Source organism: Actinocrinis sp., from assembly GCF_035946395.1.
GTDB lineage: Bacteria > Actinomycetota > Actinomycetes > Streptomycetales > Catenulisporaceae > Actinocrinis.
Window position 1 is genome coordinate 1 of record NZ_DASYZI010000183.1, and the last position, 20,656, is coordinate 20,656.

Below are 20,656 nucleotides of genomic sequence, written 5' to 3' on the forward strand. Positions count from 1 at the left end.
GCGGTCGCCGTCGTACGTGCGCACAACCCTGATCTGCCGGTTCATCGGCTGCCGTACTCCTGGCGCCTTCCGGCCACCGCCGCGCCGTTGATCTGCGCGGCCTTCTACCCCTTCACGCCGTTCGAAGCGGGCGGCACCGTGACGGACCGCTCGATGCGGTTGCCCGATGCTGTCAGCACGGGTTCGGGTACTGGTGCGAGTGCGGGCTCTGCGAGTGCGTCCCCTGATCCAGTCGATCAGGCCATTGCGCTGGCCGCTGAGACCGGCTGGGCGTTGTACGAGCTTCCCGCGAGGCACACGGTGCGCACCGACACCGAGGCGCTGGAGGCCTGCGCCCGCCTTGCCGCGCGCCTCGTCCGCAGCGGGGCGACCGTATTCGATCCCGGATACGCCGGGGGCAGGCCGGTAACCGCCGACCGCATCGCCATCGGCGCGGCCCACCGCGACCAGGTCGCCGGTATTCGCGCGGCACTCGACCGGCTCGGCGGCGATGATCGGCACAGCGATCGGCACAGCGATCCGGATCAACGCGACGCCGACCTTCGCGCTGTGACCGTAGACACGGCCAACCGGCTCCAGGGCCGCGAATACGATGTCTGCATCGTCCTGCATCCGCTGTCGGGACGGCGCGACGCCACTGCCTTCCATCTGGAGACCGGCCGGTTGTGCGTGCTGCTATCCCGGCACCGGCACGCCTGCGTCGTGGTCGCCCGCGCGGGCATCCCAGAACTGCTTGATGCCCACCCGCATACGGAGCCCGTCCATCTCGGCGTCCCGGTCAAGTTCCCCGACGGTTGGGAAGCGCACCAGGCGGTCCTCGCTCACCTCGCCGGTTACCGCGTCCACGCCGCTCGGTAAGCGGTCCCCGGTACGGTTGCGGAATGCGTCTCCTGCCAAGCCTGACCGGACCGAACGCGGACGAACCCGACGCGATCCGGGTGGCCGATCGCGCCGTCTCGCGCGCGCAGTTGCTCGAAGCGGCGACCGCAGTCGCGGCACGCGTCGCCGGCGCGCGAGCCGTCGCCGTGCACGCGACCGCGAGCCTGGAAACCGTCGTCGCGATCCTCGGCGGCATGCTCGCCGGGGTGCCCGTCGTTCCGGTGCCCCCGGACAGCGGTCCCGCCGAACGCGACCACGTCCTGCGCGACTCAGCCTCGGCTGTCTTGCTCGCCGCGACCGGCGACGTCTGGCCGGACTGTGGCGTGCCAGTCATGCCGGTTGACGTTGAAGCGCGAGCGTCAGGCACGTTCCCCGAAACGTCTGACGACGCCACCGCGATGATCCTCTACACCTCAGGCACCACCGGCGCGCCTAAGGGAGCCCCGGCAACCGTACGCGCGATCGCCGCCGACCTCGATGCGTTGGCTGAGGCCTGGGAATGGACTGCCGAGGACACTCTCGTGCACGGCCTGCCGCTCTTCCACGTCCACGGGCTGGTCCTCGGCGTATTAGGCGCGCTGCGTACCGGCTCGAAGCTCGTGCACACCGGTCGTCCGACGCCTGACGCCTACGCGGCCGCCGCGACCAGGGAGCCTAAAGACGGCGGCGGGACGCTCTACTTCGGCGTACCGACGGTCTGGGCACGCGTCTGCGCCGATCCCTCCGCTGCGAAAGCGCTGTCCGCGGCACGACTGCTCGTATCCGGCTCAGCCGCACTGCCCGCGCCCGTCTTCGCGGACCTAGAAGCGCTCACCGGTCACCGCGCAGTCGAGCGTTACGGCATGACCGAGACACTCATCACGATCTCCGCCCGCGCCGACGATCCCGACCGCCGTCCCGGAATCGTCGGCCGCACTCTCACCGTCGTGGCCACCCGGTTGACCGGTGAGGACGGCTCGCTCCTGCCACACGACGGCGCAACCGTCGGCGAACTACAGGTGCGCGGCGAGACGGTGTTCCCCGGCTATCTCGGCCGCCCCGACGCGACAGCGGCGAGCTTCACCGCCGACGGATGGTTCCGGACCGGCGACATGGCGATCATCGAACCGGATGGCGCGCACCGCATCGTTGGACGGGCATCCACGGATCTGATCAAGTCCGGTGGTTACCGGATCGGCGCCGGCGAGGTCGAGAACGCGCTACTGGCGCATTCCGCCGTGATCGAAGCGGCGGTCATCGGGATTCCCGACGACGACCTCGGGCAGCGCATCGCGGCCTTCGTCGTCGCGGACGGCGTGACCGAGCCCGAGCTGATCGACTTCGTCGCGCGCACTCTGTCCGTGCACAAACGTCCCCGCTCGGTGAGCTTCGTCGACGCCCTTCCGCGCAACGCCATGGGCAAGGTACGCAAAGATCAGCTACGCCGGTGACCTGCCAACCTGAGCTGTCCCGTTCGAAGAACCGCTATTGCGTTGCACGACCCGAGGCCAACGGCTTGAATAATCACAATGACTGATCTGATCACCAACCGCCTCATCCTGCACCCGTTGACGGTTGCTGAGGCGACACGCATCGTCAGCGGGATACCTGGCCCGGGGGACATATGGGCGGACGGATTTCCCGGCGAGGGTGACCGCGACGGCGCGCGCATGATCGTGAAGGCCGCAGCGGCGCAGGTCTACGCACATGCGCGCGCATATGACCAGGGCACACTTGCCGCGCTGGTGCAGGCCCCTGATGCGTCCGTCGACGTGTACCCGTTCACGTCGTACCGGATCGACTGCCGTAGAGACGCCACAGCGATAGGCACTATCGGCTTCCACGGGCCGCCCAACGTCCAGCATCAAGCCACGATCGGGTACGGCCTCGTGCCGCACAGCTGGGGTAACGGCTACGCCACCGAAGCCCTACACGCCCTAGTCGAGTTCTGTCGCGGGCGCCGCGATGTGCGCAGCCTCGCCGCCGACACCAGCCACGACAACTACGCGTCGCAGCGTGTCCTCACGAAGGCGGGGTTCCGTCTCGTGCGCCAAGACCGCGAGCTGCTCTATTACGAACTCGACGTCGACTGAGCCGACACTGTCTGAGCCGACACTGTCTGAGCTGGCACTGCCTGATCCAACGCCGTCTGATCCAACACTGCCTGGCCCAACACAGTCTGACGCCCGGCGCCTTCGCCTTACGACATCGTCAGACGACGTTGATCGTGATCCGGTGGTAACCAGTCGCTCCGTCGGGCAACACGTCCTGGACCGCGGACGTCTGGATCGTGCCGGTCCCGTCGGTCGCGCGCACCGCCACCTGGTAGGTTCCGCGGGGCGCGTTCTGCCAGGTGTAAGACCACTGCCGCCAGGTGTCCGGAGTGTCCGAGGACGCCAGTGTCGCCTCGGACCACTGCCCGCCGTTGATCTGGACCTCGACCGCGGCCACGCCCCGGTGCGTAGCCCACGCGGTGCCGGCGATCACGACCGTTCCGGCGGGTACGGAAGCGCCCGAATTCGGCACGTCGATCCGTGACGCCGTCTTGACCGGCGCTTGCTGCGCCCATCCGCGCTGGACCCAGTAGCCCGCGCCGGAGGAGAAGGTGGTCAGTTGCAGGTCCACGACCCACTTGGTCGCCGAGACGTAGCCGTACAGGCCCGGCACCAGCATCCGGCAGGGGAATCCGTGCTCGATCGGCAACGCCTCGCCGTTCATCCCAATGGCGAGCATCGCCTCACGGCCGTCCAGCACTGCGTTGACCGGCGTGCCGATCGTCATACCGTCGGTGGACGTCGCGAGGATCTGATCGGCCCCCGACAGCACACCGGCCTGACGCAGCAACGGGGCGAGCGGCGCACCGATCCATCGCGCGTTGCCGCAGTACGACCCGCCGACCGGGTTCGAGACGCAGGTGAGTGTCAGGTCGTGCTCGTCCAGCGGCATCTTCAGCAACTGGTCGAATGTGATCTCCAGAGGCCGGGCCACCATGCCGTGAATGCGCAGCATCCACGTGGACGGATCGACCTGAGGCACTGACAGCGCCGTATCGATGCGGTAGAAGTCCTTGTTCGGCGTGAAGAACGGGCCCAGACCCGGCACGTCCAGATGCGTCGAAGCGGGTTCTGCGGGCAGCGTCTGCGTGGGCAAGGGGATCTTCACGGCCGCACGCGCCGGCGCCGCGTTGTACCGCGAGTCGATCCACGCCTTCGCGCCGAAGCCGCCGACCGCCGCTCCGGCCGCCGTACCGAGCATCGCGCCGAGGAACCGCCGTCGCTCGGCCGGCCCTTCGGACATCTCGCCGCCGAGCCTGGTCAGCCATCGCAGCACGAGGACGGCCGCCGCTCCCGCGAAGAGCGAGGGAAACACCGCGCTGGGTCCGGCGTTGGGCCGAGTGGCCGCGGCCACAAGCCCGACCAGGCCGAATCCCCCCGCGATCACGCTCGCCAGCGTCAGATTCCGCCGCGCGATGACACCGGCAGCCGCAGAGACCAGGACGAGGATCACGTACACCCCGGTGAGCAGCGCCCTCTTGTCGTGCGTGCCGAACTCGCGGATCGCGAACTCTTTCACCGGGGTCGGCGCGAGATCGATCGCCCACTCGCCGACCGCGACCGCCGGCGCGGTGGCCGCTCCCACGAACACGGCGACCAACTCGCCGACCGCCAGTGCCGCGCCCCCGGCGAGCACACCGCTCAGCGCCCCGGCCGCGATCCCGGCCGCGCCGGACGCCCTGCGGCCACCGGCCTCCGCCTCACCGCTCATGACCCTGTGCTCTCATTCATGGGATCGGTGCCCTCCAGGACATCCGCGCCGTAGTTTCTTCTTCTCATCCTGTCGCACGAATGCATCCGCACAGGGGGTTCATTCCTTACGGTTCACAGACGTCTCGCGGACTGCTCGCGGAGGCAACAACCTGCCAGGCCGAATCGCCGACTCCGCGCGCGTTTGTCAGTGCCTGGGGCTACGGTGAGCGATATGACCGATACCTTGCTGCTCGCCGGGACCCGGAAGGGCCTGCTGCTCGCGCGCCGGCGAGGCGGTTCCTGGCACACCGAACCGCTCGCCCTGCCGATGACCGCCGTCTACGCGGTCGCGATCGACACCCGCCGTGCCACGCCCCGCCTGTTCGCCTCGGCGACCAGCGAGCATTGGGGGCCGACGATCCTGCACTCGGACGACCTCGGGGCGAGCTGGAGCGAGCCCGACCACGCTCCGGTGGCCTTCCCGAAGGACATCGACGCGGCACTCGGCCGAGTGTGGCAGATCCAGCCGGGGCCTGAGCGTGAACCGGACGTCGTCTACGCGGGTACCGAGCCCTCCGCGTTGTTCCGCTCCGAGGACGGCGGCCTGACCTACGAGCTGATCCGCGCGCTCTGGGATCACCCGCATCGTGCCGAGTGGGGCGCGGGCCAAGGCGGCCAGGCCATCCACACGATCCTTCCGCACCCGGCCGACCCGCAGCGCATCCTGGTCGCCATGTCCTCCGGCGGCGTCTACCGTACGTTCGACGGCGGGGAGAGCTGGGCCCCGTCGAACTCCGGCATCAAGGCGACCTTCCTGCCCGAGGAGCAGCGCTATCCGGAGTTCGGCCAGTGCGTGCACAAGGTCGCGCAGGACGCCGGCGACCCCGATCGGCTGTACCTACAGAACCACAACGGCGTCTATCGCAGCGACGACTGGGGCGGGACCTGGTCCTCGATCGCCGAGGGCCTGCCCGGAGAGTTCGGCTTCCCGATCGTGGCCGATCCGCGCCGTGCCGCGCACGCCTACCTCTTCCCACTGGTCAGCGATGGTTCGCGATTCACCCCCGGCTACCGCTTCCGGGTGTTCGGCACCGCCGACGCGGGCCGGACCTGGGCCGAGGTCGGCAAGGGCCTGCCGGAGACGGACTTCTACTCGATCGTGTTGCGCGACGCGTTCACCGCGGACGCCGCCGATCCGCTCGGCCTGTATCTCGGCACCAGGTCGGGCGAGCTGTACGCGGGCAACGACGGCAACTGGCAGCAGGTGGCACACAATCTGCCCGACGTGCTCTCCGTGCGCGCGATGGTGCTGGCGTGACTGTCATCTCACGCGTGATTGCGACGCCATGACGGTCACCCTCCAACTGCCAGGCGTGCTGGCTGGATATGCGGGTGGCCGCCGCGAGATCGAGATCGCGGTCCCGGACGCCGAGGCCGGGGACGGGGCCGCGACCACCGTCGCCCGCGTGCTCGACCGGCTCGCCGGGGACCTGCCCGCGCTTGAGCGGCGGATCCGTGACGAGCGCTCCGTGATCCGCCGTCACGTGAACGTTTACGTGGACGGCGCTGACATACGTTCGTTGTCGGGCGCCGAGACGCGGATCGCCGACGGAGCGACCATCGACGTCATCCCGGCCATCAGCGGGGGCTGACCGGCCACCGGCCACACGACGAATTCAGCGGCGCGGCAGGTACGGGCTGACCGCGCCTCCGGCCACCCGGCCCAGCTTCCCCGGGTTGACCACTGCGAAAGCCTGTGTGATCAGGCCGTCCACCACCTCGAACGCGATCACGCCCATCGCGGCGCCTGACCCGTCGAGCACCAGCAGGCCCGGCGCCGCGTTGACGTCCACCACCCGCAGCTCCATGCCGAACTCCGGCTCGATCCACCGGTTGACCAGGCCCGCCACCAGCTTGGCGACCCGCTCGCCGGAGACCAGCGGCTGATTCGCCGCGCGCACGATGCCGCCGCCGTCCGCGTGCCACACCACGTTCGGGTCCAGGACCGCCATCAGCCCCGGGAGGTCGCCGTGCAGGGTCGCTGCGGCAAAGGCGGCGACCGCCTTGCGGTGCTCGGCCCGGTCCACCGAGCGTCGGCCGACCGGTTCCCGTTCCCGGACCCGTCGCCGTCCGCGCGAGGCCAGCTGCCGCACCGCCTCCGGACTGCGCCCGAGCGCCTCGCCGATCTCCGCGAACCCGACCGCGAAGACGTCGTGCAGCACGAACGCCGCTCGCTCCGCCGGCGTCAGCTGCTCCAGCAGCGCGAGCATCGCGTAAGAGACGGATTCGCCGAGCGTCGCCACGTCCTCCGGGTCAGGGCTCTGGCCGCGCTCGTCGCCGACCGCTGGCTCCGGCAGCCATTCGCCGTAGTACGCCTCGCGCCGCGCCCGCGCCGATCCGAGCAGGTCGTAGCAGATGCGGGTGACCACGATGGTCAGGAACGCGCGCGGATCCTGCACGGTCGACCGGTCCACCGACCGCCAGCGCAGCCACGCGTCCTGAACCGTGTCTTCGGCGTCCGCCAGCGAACCGAGCAGGCGATATGCCACTGCCGACAGGTAACGCCGGTGCTGCTCAAACTCCGCGCCGTCGTCCAGCACCTGTACGCCGGTCATGCGTTTCACCGTCCACGTCGCGTCGCCTGTCCTCCTTACCGCGTCTACATCACGTTATCCAAGCGCGTCACTGCGAGCTCCGGCGGTAGCCTTGATCGTGTGTTGCGTGAAGTGGTGACGACTCGGTATGTGACCCCGTTGCGCGAGGGCGGATCGCTGCCGGCCATCGTCGAGGCCGATGACCTGGGCATGTACGTGGTCAAGTTCCGTGGGGCCGGCCAGGGTCACAAGGCCCTGATCGCTGAGCTCGTCTCCGGGGAACTGGGTCGCGGCCTCGGCCTGGCCGTGCCCGAGCTCGTCACCGTCCAGCTGGACGAGGCCATCGCGAAGGGCGAGCCCGACCAGGAGATCCAGGAGCTGCTGCTGGCCAGCGTCGGGCGCAACCTCGGCATGGACTATCTGCCGGGCTCGCTCGGCTTCGATCCGGTCGCCTTCCCGGTGGACTCGGAGCAGGCCGGCCGGATCGTCTGGTTCGATGCGTTGATCGGCAACGTGGACCGCTCGTGGCGTAATCCGAACCTGCTGCGTTGGCACGGCAGGCTCTACCTGATCGATCACGGCGCGACCCTGATCTTCCAGCACAACTGGCCACGCGATGCGGGGGCGCTGGAGAAGTCGGCGCGCAAAGCGGTCAACCTGGAGGACCACGTCCTCGCTCGCTTCGCGCCGGATCTGAGGGCGGCCGACGCGCAGTTGGCCCCGATGGTGACGTCCGAGGCCGTGGACGCGGCGACGGCCCTCATTCCTGACGAATGGCTGGTGGGCGAACCGGGCTTCGACTCGCCGGATGACGTACGCCGAGCCTTCCGGGACTGGTTCGCCGCTCGCGTGCGTGCGCCGCGTAGCGACTGGCTGCCAGAACTCGCCAGGTGATCGCGATGCCGTCGAATGCAGTGTCATCAAACAATGCAGTGTCATCAAGCGCAGTGTCATCGAATCCGGCGCCGTCAAAGGCAGTGCCGTCGAATGGAGTCACCGAGGCCGTTCACCCCGGTCACGCCGTCGAGTACGCCTATTTACGCGCCGTTCCCCGCGTTGAGCTCGGAGAGTCGGTGAACGTCGGCGTTCTCGTCTACTGTCAGGCTCGCGAGTACCTGGCCTGTGCGACGTGGCTTGATCCGCAGCGTGTGCGTGTGTTGGACCCGGAGGCGGACGTGGACGGGCTGGCGGCTGCGCTGACCGCGATCGCCGAAGTCTGCCGTGGGGGAGCGGCGGCCGGACCGGCGGGCCGACTCTCCCCGGGGCAGCGGTTCCGCTGGCTCACCGCGCCGCGCTCGACCGTGCTCCAACCCGGCCCGGTGCACATGGGCGTGTGCCGCGAGCCCGGCGAGACACTGCGGCGGCTAACCGCCGCCACTCGCTGAGGACGCCGGAGTGTATACCGAGACGTAGAACAGCCCGTCGCACATCGGCCCGAACGCGTACATGACCTGCGACAGGTCGCCCGGATCCCGATCTCCGGCGGTGATGTCGAATCCGGTGGCCCGCTCGCACACCACCGGGGACGCCGGATACCAGCCGACGAGGAACGTCGCTGCCTGCCCGGGTTCGAGCAGGATGGGCGCGTCGCTTGTGGCAGTCGGCGCGTCTGAGGCGACGTCCGCGGGAAACGGCTCTTGCGAAACCGCGAGGTTGGATGTCGCGCCCTGCGACTGCCCGTCGAGTGGGCCGAACGGAGCGAGCTGAGGCGTCCCCGAGACGAAGCACGCCGCCTGCGCGGCGTTGGCGGCGGCGAACCGCGCGACTTGCATGCCGTGCTCTGCGGTGATGGTGCGCGCGGTGACGGCGAGGCCGGTCGGGCGGCACGGGCCCGGGGCGGACGGGGCCGCGGCGACGACGCGGAGAGCAGGTGCCGACGAGACCGTCGCATGTGATCGGCCGTCGGTAGCCGCAATCCGGGTGCCGCCGCAGCCCGACCCCGCGACGATGACGAGGAGCGTGGTGGCGACCGCTCCAGCTGCTGACGTTGATCTCATCGGGCACGCAATCCCTTGACCGACCTGGCTGTCGGATCGCATGCTCCCACGAAATATCCGAAATGAGCGCTTATTCCCTGCCTCGGCGCGTTGCGGGAATGCCGCGGACCGTCAGGGTTCGACCGGAGTGATCGCCATGCCGATCGACTGCAACCGGGCCAGCGGCTCGTCGTAGCCGCGCTCCAGCGACTCGACGTCCATCAGCACCGACGAACCCTCCGCGATCGACGCCGCTATCACGGAGGAGAACCCGGTGCGCACGTCCGGCACGTGCACCTCGGCGCCCACCAGCTTCGCCGGTCCGTGCACCACCGCCGAGTGCAGGTGGTTCGTGTCGTGGAAACGACAGGCGTTGCCGCCAAGGCACATCGGGAACAGTTCGATCTCGCAGCCGAGCCGCTTGAGCGCGTCCACGTACACGAACCGGTTCTCGAACACCGTCTCGTGCAGCACCGACAGCCCGCGCGCCTGGCTCATCAGCACCAGCAGCGGCTGCTGCCAGTCGGTCATGAACCCGGGATGCGTGTCCGTGTGCACCGCCGCCGACCGCAGCCCACCCGGCGCCGAGGCAGTGATGTACGACTCGTCGATCTCGAACTGCGCGCCCATCTTGCGCAGCGTCTCGATCGCGGTCACCAGCCGGTCCTGCGCACAGCCGTGCACCCGCACCTGACCGCCCGTCAGCAGCCCGGCCACCAGGTAGCTGAACGCTTCGAGCCGGTCCCCGGACAGCCGGGTCGCCGCGCCGTGCAGCCGCTCGACGCCCTCGATCAGGATCCTGCGGTCCGGCTGCAACTGGATGCCCGCGCCCATCCGCTGTAAGAACAGCGCCAGTTCCAGGATCTCCGGCTCGACCGCCGCGTTCGTGATCACCGTGCGGCCCTCCGCCAGCACCGCCGAGAGGATCACCGACTCGGTCGCCCCCACGCTCGGGTACGGCAGCGCGACCCGCGTGCCGTGCAGCCGCCGCGCCACCGCGTGGATACCGGTGTCGTCCACCGTGATCTGCGCGCCCATCGCGGTCAGCGCCTGGATGTGGAAGTCGACCGGCCGCGGCCCGATCCGGTCGCCGCCGACCAGCGGGACGAACGCCTCGCCGGTCAGGTTCAGCAGCGGGCCCAGCATCAGCACCGGAATCCGGTTGCGGCCGGTGAACGTCTGCGGCACCCCGGACAGCGGCGTCGCGGTCGGCTCGACCCGCAGCGTGTCGCCGTCACGCTCCACCGCGCAGCCGACCGCCCGCAGCATCTGCGCGGTGATCTCCACATCACCGACCCGCGGCGCGTTGTGAATCGTGCTCGGACCGCCGCCCAGCATCGCGGCGACCATGTGCTTCGTCACCGCGTTCTTCGAGCCGCGTACGGTCACGTCGCCGCGTAGCGGTCCGGTCGGATCGATCTTCCAGGCTCTGCTTTCCATGACGGCCATTGTGCCGGGCCGAGTACGGCCTGAGGCGGGCACTATGCCGAACACCGCCTGGCTGGTCCCGTCTGCCCGCGTCACCTGAACGAATGAAGGATAATCAGGAGAAATCGGCATTTCTCGCCACCAGGCAAGACTATTGCTCGATGATGAGCCCGGATTGTCCCCGGTCTGCCTATCGCTCGCCCGGTCGACGTGCGGAGGATCGGACTAGCGTGATTCTCGCCTGATGTGACCAGACGAGAACTGGTGCGTCGTGTGGTAACCCAGACGTAGGTACAACCGCCGGGCCGGATCGTTCGGGTGGTAGTGCGCAAGCGTGCACAGTTTCTCGCCGCCGTCGAAGACCTGCCTGGTCAGCAGCGCGGTGATGGCGCCACCGTAGCCGCGTCCACGCGCCCACGGGTCGGTCGCGATCGAGGCCAGAAACGCGACACCGGATGTCCGCCGGGTCCGTGCGCCGACCGCGAGCAGTGAACCCGACGCTTCGTCGCGCGCTCCGACCCACATCTCGACCAGCTTGTTGTCGGTCCGCGCCGAGTGAAGCGGGTTGACCCGGTCGAGGAACGCCTGCACTTCGGCGAGGTCTTCAAGCGCGGCGACGCTTGCCTCGCCTTCCTGCATGGGCGGAGGCGTCCGGATCGCCATCAGGTCCCAGTCGCTGAGGATCTCGTGTCCGGGCGGCGGTTCGGCGTTCCACAACGCCAGCGAGACGCCGCGCGGCACGGTCAGCCCCGCGACATCGTCGCCGAGATCGGCGAGCGCGGCATTAACCAGCGTCGGCGTTGTCTGCGGATCGCCGACCACGCTCAGCCAGCAGTCGGCGCCGCTGTATTCGTCCTCGGCGGCGAACGCGAGACCGCCGTCCAAGGACCAGGCCGCGAGTGCGCCGCCCCGGGTCTCGCTGATCACCATCACGTCGTCTGGCGCGGCGGCGTGCAACTGCTCGACCGTGAGCCGTCGAACCGTGGATATCCCCGCCATGATCAACGATTCTCGCACGGTCGGTTGGCCCGGCTACGCTCGGGTGTATGGAGCCGGAGACCCTTTTCGACGCGGTCGGCCGCGAGCGGGCGGAGGCTGGTGCGCCGCTGGCCGCACGCATGCGGCCGCGCACGCTCGACGAGGTGGTCGGCCAGGCCAAGCTGCTCACTCCCGGCTCGCCGCTGCGCCGCCTCGTCGAGGCCGCAGCGGGTTCCCGCGCCGTGCCCGCCTCGGTCATCCTTTGGGGCCCGCCCGGCACCGGCAAGACCACGCTCGCGCATGTCGTCGCGCGCAGCACCGACCGGGTCTTCCGCGAGTTGTCCGCGATCACCGCCGGGGTCAAGGAAGTACGCGCGGTCATCGACGCGGCGCGGCGCGACCTCGGCATGTCCGGCCGCGAGACGCTGCTGTTCCTCGACGAGATCCACCGCTTCTCGAAGGCGCAGCAGGACTCGCTGCTGCCCGCGGTGGAGAACCGCTGGGTGACGCTGATCGCCGCGACCACGGAGAACCCGTACTTCTCGGTGATCTCCCCGCTGCTGTCGCGCTCGCTGCTGCTGACCCTGGAACCGCTCGACGACGCGGACGTCGACGCGCTCGTCGACCGCGCGCTGTCCGCCGAACACGGCCTGGCCGGCTCCGTCGACCTCGACGACGAGGCACGCGCCCAACTGCTGCGCCTGGCCGGCGGGGACGCCCGCAAAGCCCTGACGGCGTTGGAGGCCGCCGCCGGCGCCGCCCGAGACCAGGGTTTCGGCACGGTGACCGCCGAGATCCTTGCGCAGGCGCTGGATCGCGCCGCAGTGCGTTACGACCGCGACGGTGACCAGCACTACGACGTCGCCTCCGCGCTGATCAAGTCGATCCGGGGCTCGGACGTGGACGCTGCGCTGCACTACCTCGCGCGGATGGTCGAGGCGGGCGAGGACCCCCGGTTCATCGCCCGCCGCCTGGTCATCTCAGCCAGCGAAGACATCGGCCTGGCGGATCCCGCGGCGCTGCCGACCGCGGTCGCCGCGATGCAGGCGGTCTCGTTCATCGGCTGGCCGGAGGCGCGGATCAGCCTGGCCCAAGCGGTCATCGCGCTCGCCCTCGCCCCCAAGTCGAACGCCGCGATCAGGGCGATCGACGCGGCCTTGGCCGACGTACGCGCAGGGCTCGCCGGACCGGTGCCGATGCATCTGCGGGACGGTCACTACAAGGGCGCTGCGAAGCTTGGCCACGCACAGGGATACGTTTACCCGCACGACCTACCCTCAGGCGTTGCGGCGCAGCAATACGCACCGGACGGGATTCACGGCAAGCACTACTACGAACCGACGCGGCACGGTATCGAGGAGCGGTACGCCGACCGCGTGGAGAAGATCCGCGCCATGCTCTCCCCGGGCGCTGCGGCGCCCGAAGCAACGTCGACGGATGCATCCAGCGAGAGTTCTGGCGATTAGCCGATTGTCTTAACTAATCGTCAATCCGAGTGCGTTGGCGGCGCGCAGGAACGCCCCCAACGCCCGGTCGTCGAAGAGCACGAACGTGATCTTGTCCGGCATGGCTTCGCCCGCTGTGATCTGGTCCGCTGTTTTCTGGCCCACTGTGATGTGGTCTACAGTGACCTGGCCCACCTGGCCCACCTGGCCCACCTGGCCCACCTGGCCCGTCGTCTCGGCCACGGTGCGCAGCGCGATGAGCGCCGCGCTGCCGATGGGCCATCCGTAGGCGCCGGTGGAAATTGCCGGGAAGGCGATCGAACGCGCGCCGAGTTCACCGGCGATGCGCAGGCTGTTGCGGTGGCAGTCGGCGAGCAGCGCCGAGCGGTCCTCGGACGCCGCGTACACCGGGCCGACCGTGTGAATCACCCAGCGCGCCGACAGCCTCCCAGCCGTCGTGGCGACGGCCTGCCCGGTGGGCAACCCGCGGCCGTACCGGGATGCGCGCAACGCGCGGCACTCCTCCAGGATCGCCGGTCCGCCGCGCCGGTGGATCGCGCCGTCCACGCCGCCCCCGCCGAGCAGCGACGAGTTGGCCGCGTTCACGATCGCGTCCGCGCTGCACTCGGTGATGTCACCAAGGATCAGCGACAGGCGGGGGGTGCCTGCGGTCACGGGCCGACCGGCCGACGTCGCACGGTGCCGCGCCGGAACAGCAGGTAGGTCTCGCAGCCCATGCAGTAATCGAAGACGGCGTTGAGGAACGCCGCGGCGAACGTGAGCGCCGTGAAGACCAGGCCGAGTACGGTCACCCCGGTAAGGTACCCGATCGCTCCGATCGCGCCGAAGAAAAACCCGACGGTCTGCGCGAACGTGGGCGGTGCGGCGTGCTCCAACTCGGTCGGCTTTGCCAGGTGCGGGCGAACCAGTGCCCGGTAGAGGTAGCCGTACGGCGCGTACTTGAGGCCGGACAGGGCACCGATCGCGAACACGACGGTCTGCGCCGCGAGCAGCCAGCCGTTGCCGGTGATCAGGACGATGGCGACTACGACCGTGGTGACGGCCGCGCCGAAGCGGGGCCCGCGTGGGTCGATGTACGCAGGGGATGGTGACGGTGACATTGATTCGCTCCCAAAGCGGGAAGGGCGCTGGGGTGTGCACAGGTACAAGACATTGCTGTTCGAAGAGCCGACGTCGCTGCCGTGCCTGAAGACCTCGGAAGCAGGGCGGCCCGCGCACGCGTCGCGCGCAGATGAAGTGCTTAAGGCGTTATCGCGCTATCGCACAGACTGCGCCGTCGTAACAAATGGCGATGCCGCCGCCGGGACACGCGCAGGTACACACGTGACAGTGATCCACTGCACGCCTGCGGATGAGTCGCGTCCCTTGCATGTCTCTATCGTACGAACTCGTCAAGCCTGTACAGACAGGTTGAGCGCGGCAAGGACCTGGTCCTTGCGAGGAATGCCAGAGGCTCGCGCGGTGATCCGCCCATCGCGATCGAGCACGAGCGTCGTGGGCGTACGCAGGATGCCGATCTCGCGCACCAGATCGAGGTGCGACTCCGCGTCGATCTCGACGTGCTCGACGCCGTCCACCTTGGACGCCACGTCGGCCAGCACCACCCTGGTCGCCCGGCACGGCTGGCAGAACGCGGACGAGAACTGAACGAGCGTCGCGCGTCGGCCGAGCTCACGACCCAGCCGATCGGCCGTCAGCGCGAGCGGAATGTCCCGCGCCGGTGGCGCGTCCTGCTCGCTGACGCCCGCAATGGGCACCGTCTGCATCCTTAGCGCTCCATCCGTGCGCTTCCGCCACAGCCCGAAGGCGCTCGCCAGCACGAGCACGGCTGCGAGCACAACCAGACCGGTGGTCATGCGTTACTCCAGCGCACTGTGCATGAGCGCTATTCCCCGGAGGCGCCTGCCGCCAGTTCGGCGGCGGTGTAATCAACGGAGGCGTAGTCAGCAGAGGCCACGCCGATTGACGGCCGCCGCATCCGCCGCACTCGCCAGAGCGCGCTCGCGGCCATCGCCGCGAGCGCACCTGCGGCACCGACCGTGCCGACCGCGGCGAAACCGAAGGCAGGGGAACTGTGGTCGATGACCGCTCCGGCCAGCGGCGCGCCGAGCGCGTTGCCGAGGGTCAGCGCCATCGAGTGCAATCCGATCGCCTCGCCGCGCGCCGACTCCGGGACCAACCGGCTGACCGTGACCACGCTCTGTGCGATGGTCGGCGCGGTGGCGAGCCCGGACGGGATGAGCGCGAGAGAGAGCAACGGCCAGTCGTGCGCCAATCCGGCGGGTATCGTCGTCGCGCCCAACAGCAGCATCAGCGTGAGCATGCCGAGCGGCTGGGGCATCGCGCCGTTGACGAAGCCGCCGACCAACGACGCGGCGCACCACAGGGCGATCGTCGCGCCCGCCCACTCGACCTGACCCTGCGCTCGCAAGGTGGCCACGATCGAGACGTCGGTTCCGGACAGCACCGTGGTCGCCCCGGCGATCACCCACAGCGTCAGCAGGAAGTTCGGCCGCAACCAACTGCTGCGCGGCGGCCGGGGCCTGGGCGTCATGCCGTGCGTGGTGACCTGCGGGTTGTACGCCCACAACGCCGCCGCCGAGCCGGCCAGAGCCACGCCGATCATGCGCAGTGCCAAAGACCCGTCGGTCATCTGAGTGAGCATCAGGACCGCGAGCGCCGGGCCGACCATGAAGCTGACTTCCACCGCCATCGAGTCGAGCGAGAACGCCTGGCGACGGTGTTCCTCGGGCACGCGGGCAGCCAGCGACTGGCGCACCAGCGCGTAAATCGGCACCTGCAAGGCGCCGCCGACCACTGCCGCCGGGATCAGCGCTCCGAAAGGCAGCAACGGCGCCGTGCTCCAGAACGCCAACGCGGCCGAGCCCGTCACCCACATCACCGGCCGTGGTCCGCGTCGGTCCACGGCCCGGCCGAGCAGCGGCGAACCGGCGCTGAGCCCGACCGTGAACGCCGCGGTGACCGCGCCGGCCGCGCCATAACCGAGATGCCGGTCGAGCACGACACTGAGCGTGAGCGCGGTGATCGTCGCCGTCGCCGGTATTCGGGCGATCAGCGCGACGAGCATGAACAGCCGCATGCCGGGGATGCGCAGCACGGCGCGGTAAGGGTCCAAGTGCATGGCTGTCGGCTACCTCCAGGACGAATCGTGCCAGACGACACCGACGCCGGCGAGTGTTCTCCATTTGACAACGCTCGTTGGCCAACAATGATGGACCCATGTATGGAGCGCAACCGCCGGAAAGTGCAAGCACGGAAGGGAAGAGCATGGACGAGGCAACGCACGGCAAACCGCCACCCGGTCGGCGCTTCACCGACCGCTCGGCCCAGACCCGTGCCGCGATCCTGGCCGCCGCGCGAGCCCGCTTCGCCGCCGACGGCTACGAGAAGGCCACCATCCGCGCCATCGCCGCCGACGCGGCCATCGACGCCTCCATGGTCATCCGTTACTACGGGAGCAAGGCGGAACTCTTCGAAGCCAGTGCCGCGGTAGACCTCGCGCTGCACAAGTCCACGGCCGCCGAACCCGTGCGGCTCGCGCAGGAGTATGCGCACACGTTCGTCGAGCATTGGGAGGGGGGCGCGAACGAAGTCGAGCGGCTGCTCATCCGCACCGCGGTCACCCACCGCGAGGCGATCGGCCAGGTCCAGCGGATCTTCGAGCAGCAGATCAAACCGCCGATCATGGCCGCGCTGGCTGACGATCCCGACGCCGAACTGCGTGCCGCGCTGGTGATGTCGCAGACGCTTGGCGTGATCGTCTCCCGTTATCTGCTCGGGCTCGAACCCATCGCCTCCGCCGAACCCGCCGCCTTGGAGAGCGCGCTACGTGACGCGATCCGGCTCCATCTCACGCGCCCGATGCACGACGGCTGACGGATCGTTACCCCGGCCACGTTTGAAGGCCTCGTCGCCCTGCCCGCGGTCCCGGTTGAAGCGCCGAAACACGATAGTGTCTGGGCCGACGGGCAGACAGCACGAAGGGATGGATCCCAAGGTGTCGGCAGGAGCAGTCGTCGGACTCGTATTCGCGATCTTCTTCGCGATCGGGGTCATCTTCCTGTGCTTCGTCCTGCTGCGGCTCGCCGAGGTCCTGAAGGAGGCCCGCAAGCTGGTCGCCGGGATCGCCGACCAGACCGTCCCGCTGCTCGGCGAGGTCACTACCACTGTGGTGACCGCCAACCAGCAGCTGAGCCGGGTGGACACGATCACCGAGAACGTGGCCAACGTCTCAGGCAACGCCTCGGCGCTCGCCTCGACCTTCTCCGCCACCGTCGGCGGGCCGATGATCAAGGCCGCGGCGTTCTCCTACGGAGTGCGCAGCGCGCTGGCCAACCGACGCAAGAACGAGGTCGAGAAGAGGGTGCGCGCGGAGCTGAAGGCCGAGCGCAAGGCCAAGAAGGGCTGAGACGGAAAGGCGCTGCGATGGGCAAGCGGTTGTTCTGGGTCGCGCTCGGCGCGACGGCGGGTGTCCTGGTTTTCACCAGGGCGTCCAAGGCACTGCGGAAGTTCAGCCCCGCGGGTATCGCACAGGGCGCGGGCGGACTGCCCGGCGCGATCGGCGGAGCTATTCAGGACTTCGCCGACGACGTGCGGTCGGCGGCGGCTGAGCGTGAGTTCGAGCTTTACCGCGTGCTCGGAGTCGATGCCAAGGACGCTGGTCCCGAGGACTAGTTAGGGCAGTGCGCCGAGCGTCAGGGCATCGCTGACCGCGTACGCGTATCGACCGCGCATTAAATGGGGCAACCCCCGGTCCGCTCGCTGCGACAATTGACACCTGCCCGGCGGCCTGCCGGGCACCGACCGACCGTTCCGAGAGGTATTGGACCGATGGACTCCGCAGAAATCCGCCGCCGCTGGCTCGACTTCTTCGTCAAGCGCGGACACGCCGAGATCCCGTCCGCCTCCCTGATCGCCGCCGACCCGACCCTGCTGCTGGTCAACGCGGGCATGGTCCCGTTCAAGCCGTACTTCCTCGGCCAGCAGGCCCCGCCGGCGCCGCGCGCCACCTCGGTGCAGAAATGCGTGCGCACGCTCGACATCGACGAGGTCGGCAAGACGACGCGGCACGGTTCCTTCTTCCAGATGTGCGGAAACTTCTCCTTCGGCGACTACTTCAAGGAAGGCGCGATCACCTACGGCTGGGAGCTGCTGACCAGCTCGGTCGCGGACGGCGGCTACGGCCTCGACGGGGACCGGATCTGGGCCACCGTCTACCTGGACGACGACGAGGCGTACGGGATCTGGCGCGATGAGATCGGCCTGCCGGAACAGCGCATCCAGCGCCTCGGCATGGAGGAGAACTTCTGGTCCATGGGCGTGCCCGGACCCTGCGGCCCCTGCTCCGAGCTGAACTACGACCGCGGCCCGGCCTATGGCGTCGAGGGCGGCCCCGCGGTCAACGGCGAGCGCTACCTGGAGCTGTGGAACCTGGTCTTCATGCAGTACGAGCGCGGCGAGGGCACCGGCAAGGGCGACTTCCCGATCCTCGGCGAGCTGCCCTCGAAGAACATCGACACCGGGCTCGGCCTCGAACGGCTCGCCGCGGTACTCCAAGGCGTGGACAACCTCTACGAGATCGACACCTCGCGGGTCATCCTCGACAAGGCGGCGCAGCTGACCGGCGCGCTCTATGGCAAGGACCAGAAGAGCGACATCGCCCTGCGCGTCATCACCGACCACATCCGTAGCGCGACGATGCTCATCGGCGACGGTGTGACACCGGGCAACGAGGGACGCGGTTACGTGCTGCGCCGCATGATGCGCCGCGCGGTCCGTAACATGCGCCTGCTCGGTGCGCACCAGCCGACTGTGCATGAACTCGTCGCCTCGGCGGTTGAGGCGATGGGTCCGCAGTACCCTGAGCTGGTCGCCGACTACAAGCGCATCGACGCGGTCGCGGTCGGCGAGGAGGAGTCCTTCCTACAGACGCTCAAGACCGGCACCAACATCTTCGACACCGCTGTCAGCAGCACCAAGAACCAGGGTCGTGAGCAGCTCGCGGCGGCGGACGCGTTCCAGCTGCACGACACCTTCGGCTTCCCGATCGACCTGACCCTCGAAATGGCGGCCGAGCAGGGCCTGAGCGTGGACGAGGACGGCTTCCGCCGACTGATGGCCGAGCAGAAGCAGCGTGCGAAGGCGGACGCGAAGGCGAAGAAGACCGGCCACGCGGACCTGTCGGCGTACCGGGAACTGTACGACGGCACCGGCTCGCCCGAGTTCACCGGTTACGGCGAGACCACCTCCGAGGCCACCGTCCGCGGCCTGCTCGTCGGCGGCGCGGTCGCCGCGGAAGCAGGCACGGGCGACGAGGTCGAGCTGGTGCTCGATCGCACGCCGTTCTACGCGGAGAGCGGCGGACAACTCGCCGACCACGGCCTGATCCGGCTCGGCAACGGCGCGCTGGTCGAGGTGCTGGACGTGCAGAAGCCGGTCGGCGACCTGATCGTGCACCGCGCAGTTGTCCGTGACGGAGACGTGACGATCGGTCAGCCCGCCGAGGCAGTCGTCGACGTGACGCGCCGTCAGGCGATCTCACGCGCGCACACCGCGACTCACATGGTGCACCGCGCGTTCCGCGAACTGCTCGGCGAGACTGCGACGCAGGCCGGGTCGGAGAACTCGCCTGGACGCTTCCGCTTCGACTTCGCGCATGCGCAGGCGGTCCCGCAGTCGGTGTTGGCGGACGTCGAGCAGATGGTCAACACGGTCCTTGTCGACGACTTGGCAGTCACCGCGCAGATCATGTCGCAGCCCGAAGCCAAGGCGATGGGCGCGATGGCCCTCTTCGGTGAAAAGTACGGCGACCGCGTGCGCGTCGTGTCCGTGGGCGAGTGGGCGCACGAGTTGTGCGGAGGTACGCACGTTGCGAACACCGGCCGCCTCGGCTTGGTCAAGCTGCTGCACGAGTCGTCCATCGGCGCGGGCGTGCGTCGCGTCGAGGCACTTGTCGGCACGGACGCGTACAACTTCCTCGCCCGTGAGCACGTGCTGCTCGCTCAGGTGTCCGATCTGGTCAAGGCGCGGCCCGACGACCTGCCCGAGCGCATCTCGGGCATCATCGGCAAGCTGCGCGATGCGGAGAAGGAGATCGCGTCCCTGCGGGCCGGCCAGGTGCTCGCAGTCGCGGGTGAGCTGGCCGGGAACCCGCTCGACGTCCACGGCGTCGCTTTCGTCGGGCACCGCGCGCCGGACGGCACGACCGCTGACGATCTGCGTAAGCTCGCATTCGACGTGCGCGGCCGGCTAGGTTCCCGGCCCGCCGTCATCGCGCTCGGCAGCGCCGCCGGAGAGCGCCCGCTCGTCCTGGTGGCGACCAACGAGGCGGCACGGGAGCATGGCCTGAAGGCCGGAGCGCTCGCCAAGACCGCCGCGCAGGCGCTCGGTGGCGGAGGCGGCGGGAAGGACGACGTCGCGCAGGGCGGCGGTACCGACGTCGGCGCGCTCGACGAGGCGCTGGAAGCTGTCCGCCGACAGATCGCCGCGGCGGTGCCGGCGTAGGCTGCCGCGAAGGCGATCGCCGGATCGGCCGAACCGGGCGAAACGAAGAGTTCGTCCGGACGGCGGATCCGGCGAGTTGGAACGAC

The 20,656-nt window shown here is 69.2% G+C and carries 20 protein-coding genes and 1 pseudogene; 12 read left to right on the forward strand and 9 right to left on the reverse strand.

What is annotated here, in order from left to right; translation table 11 throughout:
• The 3 genes from VGS97_RS11670 to VGS97_RS11680 form a co-directional block, all read left to right on the forward strand.
• The coding region (locus tag VGS97_RS11670; RefSeq protein WP_326853397.1) for an AAA domain-containing protein at window positions 1–858 on the forward strand (858 nt) is incomplete at its 5' end.
• Between the two features lie 23 nt (window positions 859–881).
• Window positions 882–2,309 (forward strand): acyl-CoA synthetase, encoded by a 1,428-nt coding sequence (locus VGS97_RS11675; protein ID WP_326853398.1) that lies wholly within the window; start codon window positions 882–884, stop codon window positions 2,307–2,309.
• A 78-nt stretch (window positions 2,310–2,387) separates the two neighbouring features.
• The gene (locus tag VGS97_RS11680; RefSeq protein WP_326853399.1) at window positions 2,388–2,951 is read left to right on the forward strand and encodes a GNAT family N-acetyltransferase; all 564 of its coding nucleotides are present in this window, start codon (window positions 2,388–2,390) and stop codon (window positions 2,949–2,951) included.
• A 118-nt stretch (window positions 2,952–3,069) separates the two neighbouring features.
• Here the strand turns inward: VGS97_RS11680 and VGS97_RS11685 are convergent, their stop codons facing one another.
• A complete protein-coding gene (locus VGS97_RS11685; RefSeq protein WP_326853400.1) occupies window positions 3,070–4,623 on the reverse strand; it encodes a molybdopterin-dependent oxidoreductase in 1,554 nt (517 codons plus the stop codon).
• A 213-nt stretch (window positions 4,624–4,836) separates the two neighbouring features.
• Here VGS97_RS11685 and VGS97_RS11690 point away from each other — a divergent pair, with 213 nt between their 5' ends.
• Both VGS97_RS11690 and VGS97_RS11695 read left to right on the forward strand, forming a co-directional pair.
• Window positions 4,837–5,922 carry a hypothetical protein gene (locus tag VGS97_RS11690; RefSeq protein ID WP_326853401.1) on the forward strand — a complete coding sequence of 362 codons (1,086 nt, stop codon included), beginning with the start codon at window positions 4,837–4,839 and terminating at the stop codon, window positions 5,920–5,922.
• A 28-nt stretch (window positions 5,923–5,950) separates the two neighbouring features.
• Window positions 5,951–6,256 (forward strand): MoaD/ThiS family protein, encoded by a 306-nt coding sequence (locus VGS97_RS11695; RefSeq protein ID WP_326853402.1) that lies wholly within the window; start codon window positions 5,951–5,953, stop codon window positions 6,254–6,256.
• Between the two features lie 24 nt (window positions 6,257–6,280).
• Here VGS97_RS11695 and sigJ read toward each other — a convergent pair whose 3' ends face one another.
• Window positions 6,281–7,219 (reverse strand): RNA polymerase sigma factor SigJ, encoded by a 939-nt coding sequence (gene sigJ / locus VGS97_RS11700; RefSeq protein WP_326853404.1) that lies wholly within the window; start codon window positions 7,217–7,219, stop codon window positions 6,281–6,283.
• A 99-nt stretch (window positions 7,220–7,318) separates the two neighbouring features.
• Between sigJ and VGS97_RS11705 the strand changes: the two genes are divergently transcribed.
• Window positions 7,319–8,092, forward strand: a complete 774-nt coding sequence (locus VGS97_RS11705) for a HipA family kinase (protein ID WP_326853405.1) — start codon at window positions 7,319–7,321, stop codon at window positions 8,090–8,092.
• Between the two features lie 179 nt (window positions 8,093–8,271).
• A complete protein-coding gene (locus tag VGS97_RS11710; protein WP_326853406.1) occupies window positions 8,272–8,583 on the forward strand; it encodes a DUF3037 domain-containing protein in 312 nt (103 codons plus the stop codon).
• Here the strand turns inward: VGS97_RS11710 and VGS97_RS11715 are convergent.
• The 3 genes from VGS97_RS11715 to VGS97_RS11725 form a co-directional block, all read right to left on the reverse strand.
• Complete coding sequence (locus VGS97_RS11715) at window positions 8,563–9,195, reverse strand: hypothetical protein (RefSeq protein ID WP_326853407.1); 633 nt, start codon at window positions 9,193–9,195, stop codon at window positions 8,563–8,565. The genes VGS97_RS11710 and VGS97_RS11715 overlap by 21 nt on opposite strands.
• A 111-nt stretch (window positions 9,196–9,306) precedes the next feature.
• Window positions 9,307–10,614, reverse strand: coding sequence for a UDP-N-acetylglucosamine 1-carboxyvinyltransferase (gene murA / locus VGS97_RS11720; RefSeq protein WP_326853408.1), 1,308 nt, complete (start codon window positions 10,612–10,614; stop codon window positions 9,307–9,309).
• Window positions 10,615–10,827: 213 nt separating this feature from the next.
• Window positions 10,828–11,601: a GNAT family N-acetyltransferase gene (locus tag VGS97_RS11725; protein ID WP_326853409.1), complete on the reverse strand. Its 774-nt coding sequence runs from the start codon at window positions 11,599–11,601 to the stop codon at window positions 10,828–10,830.
• 47 nt (window positions 11,602–11,648) lie between these two features.
• On the opposite strand from VGS97_RS11725, the gene VGS97_RS11730 reads away from it, so the two are divergent.
• On the forward strand, window positions 11,649–13,046 hold the full coding sequence (locus tag VGS97_RS11730; protein ID WP_326853410.1) for a replication-associated recombination protein A: 1,398 nt from the start codon (window positions 11,649–11,651) through the stop codon (window positions 13,044–13,046).
• Between the two features lie 198 nt (window positions 13,047–13,244).
• Here VGS97_RS11730 and VGS97_RS11735 read toward each other — a convergent pair.
• From VGS97_RS11735 to VGS97_RS11750, 4 genes and pseudogenes are all read right to left on the reverse strand, one after another.
• A pseudogene (locus VGS97_RS11735) lies at window positions 13,245–13,700 on the reverse strand (O-acetyl-ADP-ribose deacetylase); the annotation flags it as partial.
• On the reverse strand, window positions 13,697–14,146 hold the full coding sequence (locus VGS97_RS11740; RefSeq protein WP_326853412.1) for a DUF4395 domain-containing protein: 450 nt from the start codon (window positions 14,144–14,146) through the stop codon (window positions 13,697–13,699). The pseudogene VGS97_RS11735 and the gene VGS97_RS11740, both read right to left, overlap by 4 nt.
• Before the next feature lie 291 nt (window positions 14,147–14,437).
• Complete coding sequence (locus VGS97_RS11745) at window positions 14,438–14,902, reverse strand: thioredoxin family protein (protein ID WP_326853413.1); 465 nt, start codon at window positions 14,900–14,902, stop codon at window positions 14,438–14,440.
• Between the two features lie 29 nt (window positions 14,903–14,931).
• Window positions 14,932–16,188, reverse strand: a complete 1,257-nt coding sequence (locus tag VGS97_RS11750; protein WP_326853414.1) for an MFS transporter — start codon at window positions 16,186–16,188, stop codon at window positions 14,932–14,934.
• 146 nt (window positions 16,189–16,334) lie between these two features.
• On the opposite strand from VGS97_RS11750, the gene VGS97_RS11755 reads away from it, so the two are divergent.
• The 4 genes from VGS97_RS11755 (at window position 16,335) to alaS (ending at window position 20,570) form a co-directional block, all read left to right on the forward strand.
• Window positions 16,335–16,943 carry a TetR family transcriptional regulator gene (locus VGS97_RS11755; RefSeq protein ID WP_326853415.1) on the forward strand — a complete coding sequence of 203 codons (609 nt, stop codon included), beginning with the start codon at window positions 16,335–16,337 and terminating at the stop codon, window positions 16,941–16,943.
• A gap of 121 nt (window positions 16,944–17,064) precedes the next feature.
• Window positions 17,065–17,475, forward strand: coding sequence for a DUF948 domain-containing protein (locus tag VGS97_RS11760; RefSeq protein WP_326853416.1), 411 nt, complete (start codon window positions 17,065–17,067; stop codon window positions 17,473–17,475).
• A 17-nt stretch (window positions 17,476–17,492) separates the two neighbouring features.
• Complete coding sequence (locus VGS97_RS11765; protein WP_326853417.1) at window positions 17,493–17,741, forward strand: hypothetical protein; 249 nt, start codon at window positions 17,493–17,495, stop codon at window positions 17,739–17,741.
• A 156-nt stretch (window positions 17,742–17,897) separates the two neighbouring features.
• Window positions 17,898–20,570 (forward strand): alanine--tRNA ligase, encoded by a 2,673-nt coding sequence (alaS, locus tag VGS97_RS11770; protein ID WP_326853418.1) that lies wholly within the window; start codon window positions 17,898–17,900, stop codon window positions 20,568–20,570.
• Window positions 20,571–20,656: the final 86 nt, after the last annotated feature.